Annotated in this window: 8 protein-coding genes; 3 read left to right on the top strand and 5 right to left on the bottom strand. The window is 57.4% G+C overall.

Translation table 11 applies throughout. The features are described 5' to 3' along the window. Positions 1 to 2 precede the first annotated feature (2 nt). Positions 3 to 1,118 carry a maltose/maltodextrin ABC transporter ATP-binding protein MalK gene (gene malK / locus QZ534_RS02435; RefSeq protein WP_296931076.1) on the bottom strand — a complete coding sequence of 372 codons (1,116 nt, stop codon included), beginning with the start codon at positions 1,116 to 1,118 and terminating at the stop codon, positions 3 to 5. Between the two features lie 31 nt (positions 1,119 to 1,149). Then, entirely contained in the window at positions 1,150 to 2,763 is a 1,614-nt protein-coding gene (locus QZ534_RS02430; RefSeq protein WP_296931074.1) for an alpha-glucosidase family protein, read from the bottom strand. 469 nt (positions 2,764 to 3,232) lie between these two features. On the opposite strand from QZ534_RS02430, the gene QZ534_RS02425 reads away from it, so the two are divergent. Then, the gene (locus tag QZ534_RS02425; RefSeq protein WP_296931072.1) at positions 3,233 to 5,359 is read left to right on the top strand and encodes a methyl-accepting chemotaxis protein; all 2,127 of its coding nucleotides are present in this window, start codon (positions 3,233 to 3,235) and stop codon (positions 5,357 to 5,359) included. A gap of 104 nt (positions 5,360 to 5,463) precedes the next feature. Then, on the top strand, positions 5,464 to 6,468 hold the full coding sequence (locus QZ534_RS02420) for an FAD:protein FMN transferase (protein ID WP_296931071.1): 1,005 nt from the start codon (positions 5,464 to 5,466) through the stop codon (positions 6,466 to 6,468). Positions 6,469 to 6,485: 17 nt separating this feature from the next. Here QZ534_RS02420 and QZ534_RS02415 read toward each other — a convergent pair whose 3' ends face one another. Genes QZ534_RS02415 through QZ534_RS02405 form a run of 3 tightly spaced genes read right to left on the bottom strand, consistent with a single transcriptional unit; the run spans position 6,486 to position 11,790 of the window. Beyond that, a complete protein-coding gene (locus tag QZ534_RS02415) occupies positions 6,486 to 8,045 on the bottom strand; it encodes a general secretion pathway protein GspF (protein ID WP_296931069.1) in 1,560 nt (519 codons plus the stop codon). Positions 8,046 to 8,057: 12 nt separating this feature from the next. Beyond that, positions 8,058 to 10,547 (bottom strand): LamG domain-containing protein, encoded by a 2,490-nt coding sequence (locus QZ534_RS02410; RefSeq protein ID WP_296931067.1) that lies wholly within the window; start codon positions 10,545 to 10,547, stop codon positions 8,058 to 8,060. A 7-nt stretch (positions 10,548 to 10,554) separates the two neighbouring features. Further along, complete coding sequence (locus QZ534_RS02405; RefSeq protein ID WP_296931065.1) at positions 10,555 to 11,790, bottom strand: hypothetical protein; 1,236 nt, start codon at positions 11,788 to 11,790, stop codon at positions 10,555 to 10,557. Positions 11,791 to 11,960: 170 nt separating this feature from the next. On the opposite strand from QZ534_RS02405, the gene QZ534_RS02400 reads away from it, so the two are divergent. Further along, a complete protein-coding gene (locus QZ534_RS02400) occupies positions 11,961 to 14,651 on the top strand; it encodes a hypothetical protein (RefSeq protein ID WP_296931063.1) in 2,691 nt (896 codons plus the stop codon). Positions 14,652 to 14,670: the final 19 nt, after the last annotated feature.

Below are 14,670 nucleotides of genomic sequence, written 5' to 3'. Positions count from 1 at the left end.
AATCAGAAATCGATGCAGGGCTCTCGGTAGAGGCGGGGGCAGGCGTTACCGTCCTGGCGGAACAGGTGGCATTTGTTGGCGTTCATGCCCAGGGTCATTCGGGCGCCTTCCTGAATCGGGTTGGAGCCGTCCGTGCGCATGGTGATGACGCCTTCGACGTTATTGACGTCCAGGTGCACCAGGGTCTGGTAGCCCAGGCGTTCAACCACGTGCACTTCCCCTTGCAGATACATGTCGGCTTCCTGATCTTCGCTCAGGTGTTCCGGGCGAATGCCAAGGGTGACGGATTCGCCCTCAGAGAGCTCGGCACCGTTTACCGGCAGTTCCAGTCGGTGGTCACCCGGCATGACGATGGTGACGGACTGGCTGCTGGCGGAAGCAACGGTGCAGTCAATGAAGTTCATCTTCGGGGAGCCGATAAAGCCGGCGACAAAACGGGTAGCCGGGTAGTGGTACAGCTCCATGGGCTTGCCCACCTGGGCGATGGAACCATTGTCCAGGGCAACGATTTTGTCGGCCATGGTCATGGCTTCTACCTGGTCGTGGGTCACGTACACCATGGTGGCGCCCAGACGTTTGTGCAGGCGGGAGATTTCGATGCGCATCTGGACCCGCAGGGAAGCGTCGAGGTTTGACAGAGGTTCGTCAAACAGGAAAACCTCCGGTTCCCGGACAATGGTCCGGCCAATGGCCACGCGCTGGCGCTGGCCGCCGGAGAGGTCCTTGGGCTTGCGCTCCAGGAGCTTGTCCAGTTGCAGCAGGTTGGCGGCGTCCTGGACCCGACGGTTGATTTCGGTCTTGTTGGTCTTGGCCAGTTTGAGGCCAAACGCCATGTTCTCTGCCACGTCCATGTGGGGGTAGAGGGCATAGGACTGGAACACCATGCCTACTTCCCGTTCCTTGGGCGGCAGGTTGTTTACCCGGTCGTTTCCGATGTACATGTCGCCGGAGGTAATGTCCTCCAGACCTGCGATCATACGCAGCAGGGTGGACTTGCCGCAGCCGGAAGGCCCGACAAAGACCACGAATTCTCCGTCCTGAATGTCCAGGTTCACGTCTCGGGTAACCTGGACTTCGTCATAGCTCTTGCAGATATTGCGTAAAGTGACGCTGGCCATATCTCGTGTCTTCTTGTTAGGTCATTGAATGTCAGAGCCGGGCAATGTCGATGCCCCAGGGCCCGAGTGTCAGATCCTTGCCGTGCCACTGGCCGCCCACGAAATCCGGGGTATCCGGTTCAGGCGTGCCGGCGCCGGGCATTGGAATGGTGACGGCGCTTTCACTCAGGTTCAGTGCCACCATCACGGTTTCATCACCCAGACTGCGTGTGTAAACCAGGGTATGCTTCGGGCTCTTGCTGAACTCGATGTCCCCTTTGAGCAAGATGGGTTGGTCTTTTCTCCAGCCCAGGAATGCCCGGTAAGCGGCGAGCACGGAATTGTCCTCAGCGTGCTGGACAGCGACAGCGGCGTTGTAATGATCATCATAAACCGGCAGCCAGGGGCGTGCATCGGAGAATCCCGCGTGGGATTCCTCGTGGTGCCAGACCATGGGCGTGCGACAACCATCCCGTCCCTTGTATTCCGGCCAGAAGGTAATGCCGTAGGGATCGACAAGATCTTCGTATTGCAACTCGGCCTCGGTCAGGCCCAGTTCTTCACCCTGGTAGATGCAAACGCTGCCGCGCAGGGTCAACAGCATGGCCATGTAGGCCTTGAGCTGTTGCTCCGAGGTTGCGTTCCAGCGAGTGGCCACACGGGCTACATCGTGGTTGCCGATGGCCCAGCAGGGCCATCCATCGGTCAGCTTGCCTTCGATGGTGTTCACGGTTTTGTGGAAGAAATCCGCCCCGTGCTGCTCGGTCAGCAGATCGAAGGAGTAGGCCATGTGCAGCTTGTCGCCACCGCTGGTGTAATCGGCCATGGTCTGAAGGGAATTGTCGTCGCCGATTTCGCCCACAGTCGTGGTGCCCGGGTACTGGTCCAGCAGGGCACGAAGACGCTTCAGGAAGTCGATGTTCTCAGGTTGGGTCTTGTCGAACTTGTGGAACTGGTAGGCGTAAGGGTTTTCCTTGCGGACACCAATGGAGCCTTCGGCGACGGCCTTGCTTGCCGGGTTGTCCCGCAGCTTGGGATCGTGGAAGCAGAAGTTGATGGCATCCAGACGGAACCCATCAACGCCGCGGTCGAGCCAGAACTTAACATCCGACAGAACCTGCTTCTGAACTTCCGGATTGTGGAAGTTCAGGTCCGGTTGGCTGGTCAGGAAGTTGTGCAGGTAATACTGCTTTCGGCGGCTGTCCCAGGCCCACGCCGAGCCACCAAAGACCGACAGCCAGTTGTTCGGCGGCGTACCGTCGGCTTTCGGGTCGGCCCACACGTACCAGTCTGCCCTGGGGTTATCACGGCTGGCACGGCTTTCGACAAACCAGGGGTGCTGATCCGAGGAATGGCTCAGCACCTGATCGATCATGATTTTCAGATCCCGCTTGTGGGCCTCGGCAATCAGCTCGTCGAAGTCGTCGAGTGTGCCGAAAATAGGGTCCACGTTCCGGTAATCGGAGACATCATAGCCGAAGTCTTTCATCGGAGAGGTAAAGAACGGAGACAGCCAGATAGCGTCCACGTTAAGGCTGGCGATATAGTCCAGCTTGGCGGTGACCCCGGGCAGGTCTCCGATACCATCGCCATTGGAGTCGTAAAAACTTCGTGGATAAACTTGGTAAATGACGGCGCCACGCCACCAGTCCGGGTTCTTGATCATGTAGCCTCGCTTGTACTTCTGGCGGTGAGAAGTTGTTATTGTTGAAAGTGGTAATCGGATTCCACCCAAATTGACTCGATCCATACTGCGTCTGGCGCGCATTCCCTTCATCCTCCTGCGCCACTTTTTGTTGGCGTAGACGGGGGGATGAGGGGGGAGTAGGAGGGGAGGCAGCATTTACCGGGGTGTAACCACTTCGAAATACTGGGATCGGGAAAACCTTCTGCGCGGAAATGGTGCGATGGCCGGCGAGCCCTGAGCGCTCTGCCTCAAAACAGTGCAATGCTTTCGTGAGAGATTACGCTACCTCGTTGCCTGGTCTTTGTCGGCGCTGGTCTCGGATAGGCTCCCAAATGCCGGCCTGAATTTTGCTACTACTCTGTTTTCGGTCCGTTCGCATGCTAACTCTTGTGTGCGCTCGGGAAGTACCGTCCCCAGGAGTACCTCAATGACACTCAAAAGCAACTCAATGAACCTCACTCCCACGGAACGTCGCTGGCTGCCGGTTTTCGGTGCTGGCGGCAAGTTGGCAATGGGGTGGTCCTGTTTTTTGAACAGGGATATGTACGAAACCAACGAACAGATTTTCGAGAGCATTGCCAGAACCCGTCGAGACGCGTTGATTAGTTGGGCAGAGCACAAGTGGGCGTTCATGGAATCCATGGCAAGCCGAATAACGGACCAGGACGAGGCGACGACCCGGGACATCATTTCGGCCTCGAAAGACCGGTTGCGGGAAATTTCTGAACTGTTCGTGATAGATGAAAACGGAAGAGTGATTGAATCAAGCGCCTCTGGCCGCAAGGGTACGAGCGATCTCCCTCAAGCCGCAGTCGCCGAAGGTCTACGGAACCGACTTTTGCACGGACCCTACAAAGATCCGGTGACACTTCGCCTAGGAGCGACAACATCCCGCTTCCATGATGCGGTCACTCTAATGTTCTATCAGCCAATCCGTCTCGCCGGTGGCGCCCCGGGAGCCCTGTGCGCGAGAATACCAAACGATGTCATGAGTGATCTCATCCAGCGCGAGGCGGGGCATGTTTTTGAGGAATCGGGTGACAACTACATCTTCATGAAGGAGAGTCACTTTGACCGATCTATTCTGCCAGGAACGGCCTTATCGCGGTCAAGGTTCGAGGACGCTACTTTTAGTCATGGGGATAATTTGAAAGATGGTATCCGCACCGGTTTTGGAACTGTCGGTGTCCGTGAACATACTGAATTCGAAATCCGCTTTACGGATCCGGCCACCGGTGAATTACACCCCGGGGTTCGCGAGACCATCGCCAAGGGCGAGAACCTGTATATCAAATATCCCGGCTATTCCGACTATCGCCACATTCCGGTCATTGGGAAAGGGCTCACCTTCCGTTTGCCCGGTTCCCCCGATCAGTGGGGGATGATGTGTGAGGGCGACCTTGAAGAAGTGTATCGCCGTCGTTCGCTGTCCTTCAGACTGTCTATGAGGTTTGCGCTGTTTGTTGCCGCACTGTGGGCGGTTAACTTTACGATGGCGTGGGCAGGTCTGCCGCTCTGGATTGAGGGGCTTGCCAATGGAGTCGTCGCTATCTCCCTGGTTTGGTTATTCAGAGTCATGGCTGTGCGTCCAGTCTCGGACAAACTGAGAGCTATGGCGGAGGTTATTCGCAACATCGCCGAGGGCGGAGGAAACCTCAGACAACGTATGGATCTTTCCGAAATGCGCAGGGACGAAACCGGCGATCTGGCGCGTTGGATCAATAGTTTCATAGACAGCCTGGATGGAATGGTAGGGCAGGTCATTACGCTGGCTTCAGATTCCCGCCAGGCGAGTGATCAACTCATGGAGCAGAACCGCGCCGCTGACAAGAGAATCCGGCATGTGCTCGCACACATGGAGGACATGCTAAAGGGGGCCAAGCAACAGGAGAATGAGATCCGTAATGCCTCAACCACCGCCCACGAAATGCGCTCGGGGATGGACGAAGTCGTTGAACGTGCAAGGGCTCAGTTCGAGCGTGTAAGTCATGAAACACAGAGCATTCGGGCAGTTATTAACCGTTCGGCAGAAGGGATTCGCGCAGCCAATGAAAGGACCGACGAGATTGCGAAAACGGCCTCAGTCATTAACGATATTGCCGCGCAGACCAACCTGCTTGCGCTGAACGCAGCAATTGAGGCAGCTCGCGCGGGAGAGTCCGGCAAGGGGTTTGCGGTAGTGGCGGATGAGGTCAGGAAACTTGCGAGCAGAACCGCCCAGGCCACGAGTGAAATAGGGGAGCGCCTTGATCGGGTGCAGGAGGAGACGCGTCGAGCGGTGATTACCATGGAAGACGGAATGACAGAAATGGAGGATCGTCTTCGAAAAGCCGAAGCTGCGGTTGACGATAATTCCGCTCTTCATCACATGGTTGAAAAACTTTTCAAGGCCATCGATGGAATCGAGGAAACCAATCAGCGTCAGAGCTCTCAGACCTCGGGTGTCGCGGAAAGCGCTTCGGCCATGAGCAGTGTCATCGACCAGCTGGTGCTCAGTTCAGAGCGTACCCAAGCCTCCGCTAACAAGTTGCAGAGGCTAACGGGGCAGTTCCAGGTAACCCAAGAGGTGGCGTAAAACAGGGTGTTTGGTTTCCGGTCCTGGACCGGATAGACTTCTTGTCGGGTGGCCGTGCAGGCTACTGTTTCGGTGAGAAGTCTGATGTATCCGGCGGCGGGAAAATGAATAACCTCGTGGTTTTGAAGTGCCGATTCACACTGTTGCTGCTGACAGGAGTCGTTCTCTGGCCGACGATGGCCTGCGCGGATTGGTACCGGTTCTCTGACACCGCCATGACGACGCCCATCGAACTGGAATTCTGGGCAGACGATGAGGATCTGGCGAAAAAGGTCGGGGAAGAGGTGCTGGCGGTTTTTCATCAGGTTGATGAGCAGATGAGTCGCTACCGGGAGGACTCGGAAGTTTCCCGACTGAACCGCAACGCCGCCAATGGTCCCGTAACCGTCAGTGACGACTTGTTCGCGGTGTTTAAGAAAGCGCGGGAGGTGTCGGTGCTCAGTGATGGAGCCTTCGATATCACCTTCGGCTCAGTCGGTTACCTGTACGACTTCAGAGCCGGCAAGAAGCCAACGGAGGACGAGCTTCGATCAGGCTTGCCCCGGGTGAACTTCCGGGATGTGATTCTTGACCAGGATGCGCAAACCGTTGAATTTCGCCAAGAGGGGATCCTGGTGGATCTGGGCGGTATTGCCAAGGGCTATGCCGTTGATCTGGGCATCGAGCGCCTGGTCAGCTCTGGCATTCGCCATGCGCGGCTCAGTGCAGGCGGTGATATGCGGCTACTCGGAGACAAGCGGGGGCGGCCCTGGTACGTGGGTATCCGGGATCCCCGCTCAGAGGGGCGCAATGCTGTGGTTCTGCCGCTGCAGGACGTGGCGGTGTCCACCTCCGGCGACTACGAGCGGTTTTTCTTGGACGAAGCAGGCGATCGGGTCCATCACATTCTGTCTCCCGAAACCGGTAAATCGGTTCAGGGTTTGCAGAGCGTGACCATTATTGGCGCGGACACTTTGACGACCGATGGCCTCTCCACGGCGGTATTTGTTCTGGGACCTGCGAAGGGGTTGGAAATGATTGAGCGACTGGCGGGTATCGATGTGGTGGTTATTGATGATCAGCGCATGATGCACGTGTCAGAGGGCCTCGTTCCGCCCGAAACAGAATAGGGGCGGAACGAGATTGATCAGCCGGTAATCGTACCGTTTACAACATTCGAGAAGGCTATCAGGCTGTCCTGAGAGGTGCTATTGCCCAACCCATGGCCGTTGAATCGGCTGCCGAAATCAGCCTGTTCCCCGTGTAATGCCATGTAGTTGAGCAACACGGCCTGGACCAGCTGGTTGACGTTGTTGGCCGCTGGGCTGGAAGCGGTTTCCACCGACGCATCAGAGCGCATGAAGCCGATCTGCCTGCGAATCGGGGTGGGGCGGCCAGCAGGGTTATAAACCAGGAAGAAGGAGGCAGCCGTCTGCTGGTTGTCGCCGGTCCATTCGCCCTTGCCACGTCCGTCCATGGAATCGTCGATCCGGCCGTTGCTCGATACCGAACCGTCACTGAACACATAGAGCATCAATGGCATATTCTGGCGAGCTGCGTATTCCAGACAAGCGCCCATACAGCGGCCTGCCAGTTCGTCACGACGTTCGCCGGTTCCGCGCTCACCGGTGTGGTAGTCGTAGCCGCCCATGGTGATTGTGCCGGCACCGGCGTAGCCGCTCAGAACCAGCTTCATCACAGAGGCGGTTTTACGGAATTCGCGGTTACTGTTGAACTCATCGCGGCTGAAGATGCCGGTGGGGCCAACGATTTCGAGATCCAGCTCGGGATCCAGGTCCGCCGGGTTGCCGAATCGGTCGGCGAGATCGGCGCTTTTTACATAGCCACAGCGAACGAGGTCCTTGACGACTTCATCCGTAGAAATGCCCGTATTGACCTGGTTCATCTTGGCGTCGCTGATGCGCTGGATGGATTCCATAACGGCGACTGCATCTTGCTGGTCCAGAATGCCGATCAGATCACCCACGTCCACCAGGCCGGTAACGTCCGACGGCCGGTCGATCTTGGTGGGGCGAACCTCCGGGTTAATCAGGTTCATCGGTGCCAGAGAGTTGCCACCGGATTCCGAACTCTGGGAGCCAACAAGCGAGAGCAGAGAGCCATCAGCACCTGCGCGATGAATGCCATACATCGGATTGTGCGGGTTATTGCCGGTGTCGTTTTCCGAGCGGGCTGCAATAATGGCGCCGTCGGTTGCGGCTCGGGTTCCAGCACTGGTGCTTTGAAGAATGCCACGCAGGAAACCACTGTCCGAATGGAAAGCCAGGCCCAGCTCGGTATTCACGAACGCCGGGTCGTTGGGCAGCATGTCACCGGGTAAACCAAGCTTGTTGTAGCCCGCGGTGCTCAGAAAGTCCATTTGCCCACCGGATTTGCCCATCAGTACGTTGGAGCCGGCAATGTTGGCGCCGCCTGCCAGGTCGAAACAGATGAACGGGATCTTGCCTGCGCCCTGAACCGCTATGCCACAGCTTTGCTTCAAGGTTTCCAGATCGGAAGAGAGCGCTGCGGACGCCATTCTGGGATTACCGAACAGACTGAACAAAGACGCACCGAACACAGTTGCCGAGCCAGCCATAAGGCCCTGGGCGATGAACTCTCGTCGGGTTCTCGGCTTGCCGTGATCGTCATGGAGCAGAGGGCTGCCATTGGCCAGAGGCTTTTTACGTGATTTGCGTATAAACATGATCGGCTTCCTCTACTGAACCAGGGTGGTGGCGCTGCCAAGCACGGCGGCACAGCTTGCTTTTACGACCGTTTCTGTGCGGTCAGGCTCGCAACCCGCGCCACAGCTGGTCAGTCTATCCATGAGCGAACTGAGCTCAGTTTCGATTGTGCTATCACCAGGCTGGGATGCCAGGTTGCTGCCGACAAAGCGGGACAGCAGCGGTCCGGTTACCAGGCTCTTGCCGCTGTGATCGAATGCTGTGCTGGCCGGGGCGGAGAAATCGAACCCGGGGAACATCTGGTCCCGAAGCTGCGCATTAGAGACCAGGGCATCGCAATACTGGATGGCCATTTGGGTAACCGCCATCTGATGAGAGGACAGGAAACCCTGGATCGTCTCTACTGTGGGCAATTGCTGCTTCACGGTGGTGTAAGTGTTGAATACAGCCTGATTGGTTGTGGGAACGCCGGTCATCCGTGACATGGACTCGTTGATCTCGTCAAACGTCTTCAAGCCAATCTCCGATGACGGAGGCAGGTCAGCGGGTTCCGGCTGAGGCGGAAGCGAGGGTTCGGAGCGGGCAAAGCTGTTTCCGCCAAGCTGGTCGAACGTCAGGAAGAACTCATCGTTACCGGGGCCATTCTCCAGAGCAATGATGGTACCCAGGGAGGATAGAGGTTGCCCGGTGCCGGGTTCATAGCTGCTACTGTCCAGGACAACGTCCAGGTTGGCCCAGGCCTGTCCGACAGTCGCTTCTTTGCCATTGATGCCCAGTCGCATGCCACGCAGCGGGATGTTTGATGGCTCGGCGGAGTCATCAAGGCTGATGAAGAAGGGGCTGGTGAACCGGTAGGCGTAACTGTCGAATTGGCTGACTTCGAACACGATGAAACTCTCGGGCACGTCGATCAGGTGAGAGACGCCGAACAGAAGATAGAACTTCTGGCCCACGCCCACCTCAAAGTTGGCCTGGACCTGTTCCGGTGTCAGCGCCCGATTGTGGATGGCGACCATCCGGATCGCGCCCTGCCAGGGCGAGTTGCCATCGGTCTCGTTGCCAAGGACCAGGGCAAAACTGTCGTCCCATTCGGTCAACAGTCCACCGTCGTCCGGATCAACATCGCCGGTTGGAACGCCATTCACAAAGATCTGACGCCCGGTCGCCGGGGTGTAGTTCACCACAACGTGCTGCAGGGTTGCCTGCAGAAGCATGTCGGCGTCCTGGGTCGCGAAAGGCGTATTTTCGTCACTGGTGGTGCTGCGGTGCAGTACCTCGTAACGCTGGAGCGACTGGCTGAGGGTAACGTTTCGCGTGGTGGATGAACCCGAGTAGGTCACGATGCGAGCGTCTTCCTGAGTAATATTCCCCGGGGCGACCCAGGCCTCGATGCTGTATTCACCGGAGGCGGTCAGCAAAGTGTGAAGCTTACGACTCGCGGTGGTGCTGCCCTGGGCCTTGCCGGCCGGCACCATAAAGCCCTGTTCGTTTTCGCCCGCCGGGCCAAGGTCGATGCCCCAGCCGCCAACCCAGTCGACATTGCCGCTGAGGGTCAGGTCCAGCGCCGGCGATACGCCGCTGGTGTCAAAGGCTGTCTGGCCTTCGCCAAACTTGAATTCGTATAGGGCAATCACGTTGTCCTCAAAGCGGCCGCCGGAGTTGGCAAGCAGGCCGTCTGCCTCAAGGTTGAGTGCCTTGCTCGCTACCATCGCCGGGTCGACGGGTTGGGCGCTCAGGTCCTTGACCATTTCAAGAATCTTCAGTTCCATCAAATCGGCGGAAGCTTCGCAGTCGTCGTCCCAGCAGTTGTGGAAGTCATAGCGCAGGCGCTCAACCAGGCGAGATGCGCCCGGGTTCATCGGATCAATACGGCTTTTTGCCTGATCATAGGCAGTGGTGACATCGGCACTGGCAATGTAAGGGGTCTGGCCACCATCAGCATGGCAGTCGCTGCAATACTGCCGGAGTTCGGGGTATACCGTGGTGGAAAACAGGCCAGTGTCGCTGGGCAGGGCAACCGTGGCGCCCGGTTCCTTGATTGCTGGAGCGCGAAGTTCCACGGTTTTGGCCGAGCCTTCCGAGCCGCCTGCCCAGTTGGAAATATAGGTGGTGAGAATGTCTACACAGGCTGACGTGCTCTGCAGCCAGCAATTGTGGCCACCCGCTACCTTGGTCACCATCGCAGACTGTGATGGATCAGACAGATTCACAATGGAGTTTACCTGAGCGTACGCCAGGTTAACGTCCTGCTCGTTGACGAACGTGGGTGCCTGACCATTGGAGCCGTGGCACGCACCGCATTTATCCTGGGTGACGAGATTGTCCCAAACGATGCGTTTGAAGTTGGCAACGTCATCCGTCGCGGGAGCAGGCCCATTGTAGGTAACCGTACCGGAATTCTGAGAGGTATTCGGCAGTTGTTCCGTGGATTCGCCACCGCAGGCCGACAGCAGCAAAGCCAGGGCGGTAACTGAAAGAATCGATCTGAGGGAGCTCTTGGTAATTCCTTTAAGTGTTTTCATAGCGTCCTCACTCCCCCATGCAGTACACAGCGGATTCTGCGAATACCTGCTTCAGGTCGTAACCCTGGCTTGCGAAGCTGGCAACCATACTGCTCACCTGGGAACGGTCTGCGCTGTTCGAGGGCGGTCGCAGACAGACATTCTCGAACACCTTCTTGACCTGACACTCGGCGAACGCCTCGGAGTGGGCGAACTCCATACCCAGGCTCTTGGCACCGCTACCGGACCCCGGGAGTGACTGATCCCAACCCAACCGGCGGTTGGCGCCCTGGCGCCAATAGTTATCCCAGCTGTCGTCCGGGGTGACATAGCCTTGCTCGAAGGTTGCAGCATTGATGTGGTACTTGGCCTGAACCCTGGAACCGGTTTCCGGGTCCATTTCGCCCATGGCGTTGTAGACCAGCCTGCCCAGCTCTCCATCGGGATCGGCATTGGCGTCATATTCGTAGTCGTAGTAGGCAAAGGCCTGGGCCATGGGATCCATGCCGCTGTGGCATCCGACGCAATTGTTCAGGAATACCCGGCTGTCACCACCGGGACTGCGGGAAACATCCTGGCGAATTCGGTCGGGCGGCAGAGTTACGTCTGCAACCTGCTCCAGGTCGTTGCACATATGATTGATCAGCGTGAACCTGAACATCGCCCGGTTGGTGCCGGCGCTGAAGAATGCCCGGGCTGACGCTCTGGACGTCATCACGCCCGCGGTGGCAGCGGGGGGAAGGCCTGTGTACGTCGACTGGTTTACCCGCTCCAGATTGTCCCTGAGGCTCGCCCCGCTGTTCTCCAGGGATTCGTAATGATTGTTGTTGCTGGTGGAGTAATTGGGCAGGTTCAGGGAAGCATCTCCGATGTACAGCACATCGTCGTAAAGGACTTTTCGGAAGTCTTGCCCGTCCCGCACCAGACCGATCACCGTGGCGATATAATCATTGAGGGGCACGAACTTTGACATCGCCTCGTTGGTCCAGGGAGCCGCAAAATTCTTCAGGGTAACGTCGTAGAAGGCGCTGTCATCCATGGCAGTGAACGCTGCGTCAATGGCGTTGCCCGAGGCAATGTCACTTTCCATGGCATCAAGTATGGCGGCGGAAGGGGGCACTCCGGCAATCCGGTCGTGGATTCGTTTGGCCTGTTCCCTGGCGCCTGCCTGAGCGAGGCCTGCGTGCCCAAACACCAATGCAACGAGAACTGCGGTACTGCAAGCCTTGCTGATCAGGCTTCTGATCCTGTTCCGGCCGGTCATGTCCTTTCCCTCGGTGATCATTAGCAATCGCACATTAATGCGTTTTGACATTTGTTAAAAGTTTACGGCTTGCTATATCCTCCGTTTTGAGTTGTAGGCCACGTTATTACATTAGGTTACGTAAAAGCCTTGGAGCCTGCCCTCGGAACCGACTTAATTTATGTCATGGAATGTCATCCAGAACAGGGTTTGTCACGTTGGAAATTAAGTCACCAATTCTCCCTATCCCGCTCACTGCTCGCGTTGCGATTGCGCTCGGCTCGCTGGCGCTGCTATCTGGCTGTCTTTCGAGTAGCGACAGCCAACAGGCGGACCCTGTCGTTGTCGAGAACCCGGTGGCTTATGTTGAACGGGCTCTTCTTTTTGACGAAAACACCGGCGCCCTGGTAGAGGACAATCTTGCCGACCCGAGCGCCTTTCGTCCCGGCGCCAGGCTGATCCTGAAAGCCAGCGCAACCCCCGATGCCGAAACACAGGATATTGCCTCCCGGGCGTTTACCGGTCCGCAATTTCTCGATGAGAACGGCCAGTTGCGGTACGACGTGAAGGATCTCCACGTATCCCACGATGGCTCCCGATTACTGTTCGCCATGCGCGCCCCGGAAATCGAGGACGCAGACGACGAGGATCAGCCAACCTGGAATATCTGGGAATACGACGTTAGTTCCGACGCTTTGCGCCGGGTAATTGATTCGGATGTCACTGCCCGGGCAGGCCAGGACGTTGCGCCTGCCTATCTGCCCGATGGCAGAATCGTTTTTTCCTCCACTCGTCAGCGTATCTCCAAGGCGATACTGCTTGATGAAGGCAAGCCCCAATACTCGGGTTTGGACGAGGAACTCGATACCGAGAGCTTTGTTCTGCATGTGATGGACGATGATGGCCAGAACATTGAGCAGATTACGTTCAACCAGAGCCATGACCTGGACCCTATGGTGGCCGATGACGGCACCATCGTATTCAGCCGCTGGGACAATGCGGGCCAGACCCGCAACAACGGGGTCAACCTCTATCGCGTGAACCCCGACGGAACCGGCCTGAGCTATCTGTATGGTCGTCATTCCCACGATTCGGTGCCTGAAGCGAACGATATTCAGTATCTCCAGCCCAGGAAGTCTGATAGCGGCAACCTGCTGGTGCAGCTGAGGCCTTTCGAGACTGATGATTATGCGTCCGTGTTGGCGGAAGTCGATGTTGAGCAATTTGTCGAGGCCAATCTGCGCATCGATGGGACTGAAGGATCCGGTCAGCGCGCGCTTGTACCCGGTGTGGGTCTGGACGGGCAGCTGTCGCTGAAAGGCAGTTATGCGTCGGTTTCACCGCTGCTCGACGGGACCAACCGCTATCTGGTGAGCTGGACACCCTGCCGGTTGCGGGAAACAGCAACGGACCGGATTGTTAATTGCACGGAAGATCGTCTGCAATCGGAAGATTATCAACCTGCAGAGCCTGCTTACGGTCTGTGGCTTCTTGATATCAGTAGCGAAACACAGCGACCGGTGGTCCCGCCGGTAGAAGGTGTCCAGTTTGATGAAGCGGTCCTGATGAAGGAGCGTGCTCTGGAGGGGTTTATTCCGGAATCCCAGTTTACGGGGGATGAGGGAACCCTTGGTGATGCCGGTTACGGGCTCCTGCACATTCGCAGCGTCTACGATATAGATGGGGTAGACACCACTCCGGCCGGTATCGCTGCAATGGCCGATCCGCTGCAAACTCCGCCGGAGGATCGCCCGGCCAGGTTCCTGCGCCTGGAGAAGCCCGTGGCCATTCCCGATGAGAATGTCCGGGACTTTGACAACAGCGCCTTTGGCCGTAGCCGGGCTCAGTTAATGCGTGAAATATTGGGGTACGTGCCCATTGAGCCGGACGGCTCAGTGAAGGTGGCGGTACCGGCGAACGTTGCATTCGCTATCAGCGTCCTCGATGAGCAGGGTCAACGAATCGGTGACAGGCATCAGAACTGGCTGACAGTGCGTCCCGGCGAGACCCTCGAGTGTTCAGGCTGCCATAACCCGAACAGCCCGACACCACATGGCAGAGCGGATGCCGGCCCGGAACCTGTGTGGAGTGGGGCGGCGACCACCAGCCTTCCTTTCCCGAATACTGACCCGGCTCTGTTTGCCGACATGGGTGAAACCATGGCCGAGGTCTTTGCCCGCATCAACGAGGTTCGCCGGCCGACGCCGGATGTGGTTTATGCCGATGAGTGGTCCGGTGATGTCGTTGATCCCAAACCTGACAGCTTTTCCTATGCCTATGCCGACCTGCAGACCCCACAACCCATATCTGGCGTTTGCGCGAGCGAATGGGCGCCGAATTGTCGGATTGTAATTAACTACGAGGAGCATATTCATCCGCTCTGGAGCCTGAACCGGGAGGTACTTGATCCGGACACCATGGCGGTGCTCGATGATGCCACCTGTACCAGTTGCCACAGTAATAGTGATGCAGCAGGCATGGCCCGGATCTCCGACGCACAATTGGATCTAAGTGATGGTCCGTCACCGGACGAACCTTTGCACTTCAAGGCCTACAGGGAGTTGCTGTTCCCTGACAACGAAGAGGAGTTGGTCGGGGGAGCTATTTTGGACAGGCGAGTAGATTCCGGAGAGGTGCTTAGGGACGAAGAGGGCAACCCCATTCTGGATGCCAATGGCAATGAGCAACCCATCCTCGTGACAGTGCCGGTACAAGCTTCAATGTCCGTCAACGGTGCCCGTGCCAGTAATTTCTTCGATGTGTTTGCCGAGGGGGGTACGCACCACGATTTCCTGACACCATCGGAGCTTAGACTGATCGCTGAATGGCTGGATATTGGCGGCCAGTATTTCAACAACCCGTTCGATGCCCCGGAAGACTGATTCAAGGACTGAAATTCGC

It is taken from the genome of uncultured Marinobacter sp. (assembly GCF_913055835.1).
GTDB lineage: Bacteria > Pseudomonadota > Gammaproteobacteria > Pseudomonadales > Oleiphilaceae > Marinobacter.
The sequence above is the reverse complement of the archived record's forward strand: the minus strand, read 5'-3'. Positions and strand labels throughout refer to the sequence as shown.

Excerpts from the sequence above, each read along its gene's own strand:
- malK (WP_296931076.1), bottom strand. The coding sequence starts at position 1,118 with ATGGCCAGCGTCACTTTACGCAATATCTGCAAGAGCTATGACGAAGTC.
- QZ534_RS02430 (WP_296931074.1), bottom strand. The coding sequence starts at position 2,763 with ATGATCAAGAACCCGGACTGGTGGCGTGGCGCCGTCATTTACCAAGTT.
- QZ534_RS02425 (WP_296931072.1), top strand. The coding sequence starts at position 3,233 with ATGAACCTCACTCCCACGGAACGTCGCTGGCTGCCGGTTTTCGGTGCT.
- QZ534_RS02420 (WP_296931071.1), top strand. The coding sequence starts at position 5,464 with ATGAATAACCTCGTGGTTTTGAAGTGCCGATTCACACTGTTGCTGCTG.
- QZ534_RS02415 (WP_296931069.1), bottom strand. The coding sequence starts at position 8,045 with ATGTTTATACGCAAATCACGTAAAAAGCCTCTGGCCAATGGCAGCCCT.
- QZ534_RS02410 (WP_296931067.1), bottom strand. The coding sequence starts at position 10,547 with ATGAAAACACTTAAAGGAATTACCAAGAGCTCCCTCAGATCGATTCTT.
- QZ534_RS02405 (WP_296931065.1), bottom strand. The coding sequence starts at position 11,790 with ATGACCGGCCGGAACAGGATCAGAAGCCTGATCAGCAAGGCTTGCAGT.
- QZ534_RS02400 (WP_296931063.1), top strand. The coding sequence starts at position 11,961 with ATGTCATCCAGAACAGGGTTTGTCACGTTGGAAATTAAGTCACCAATT.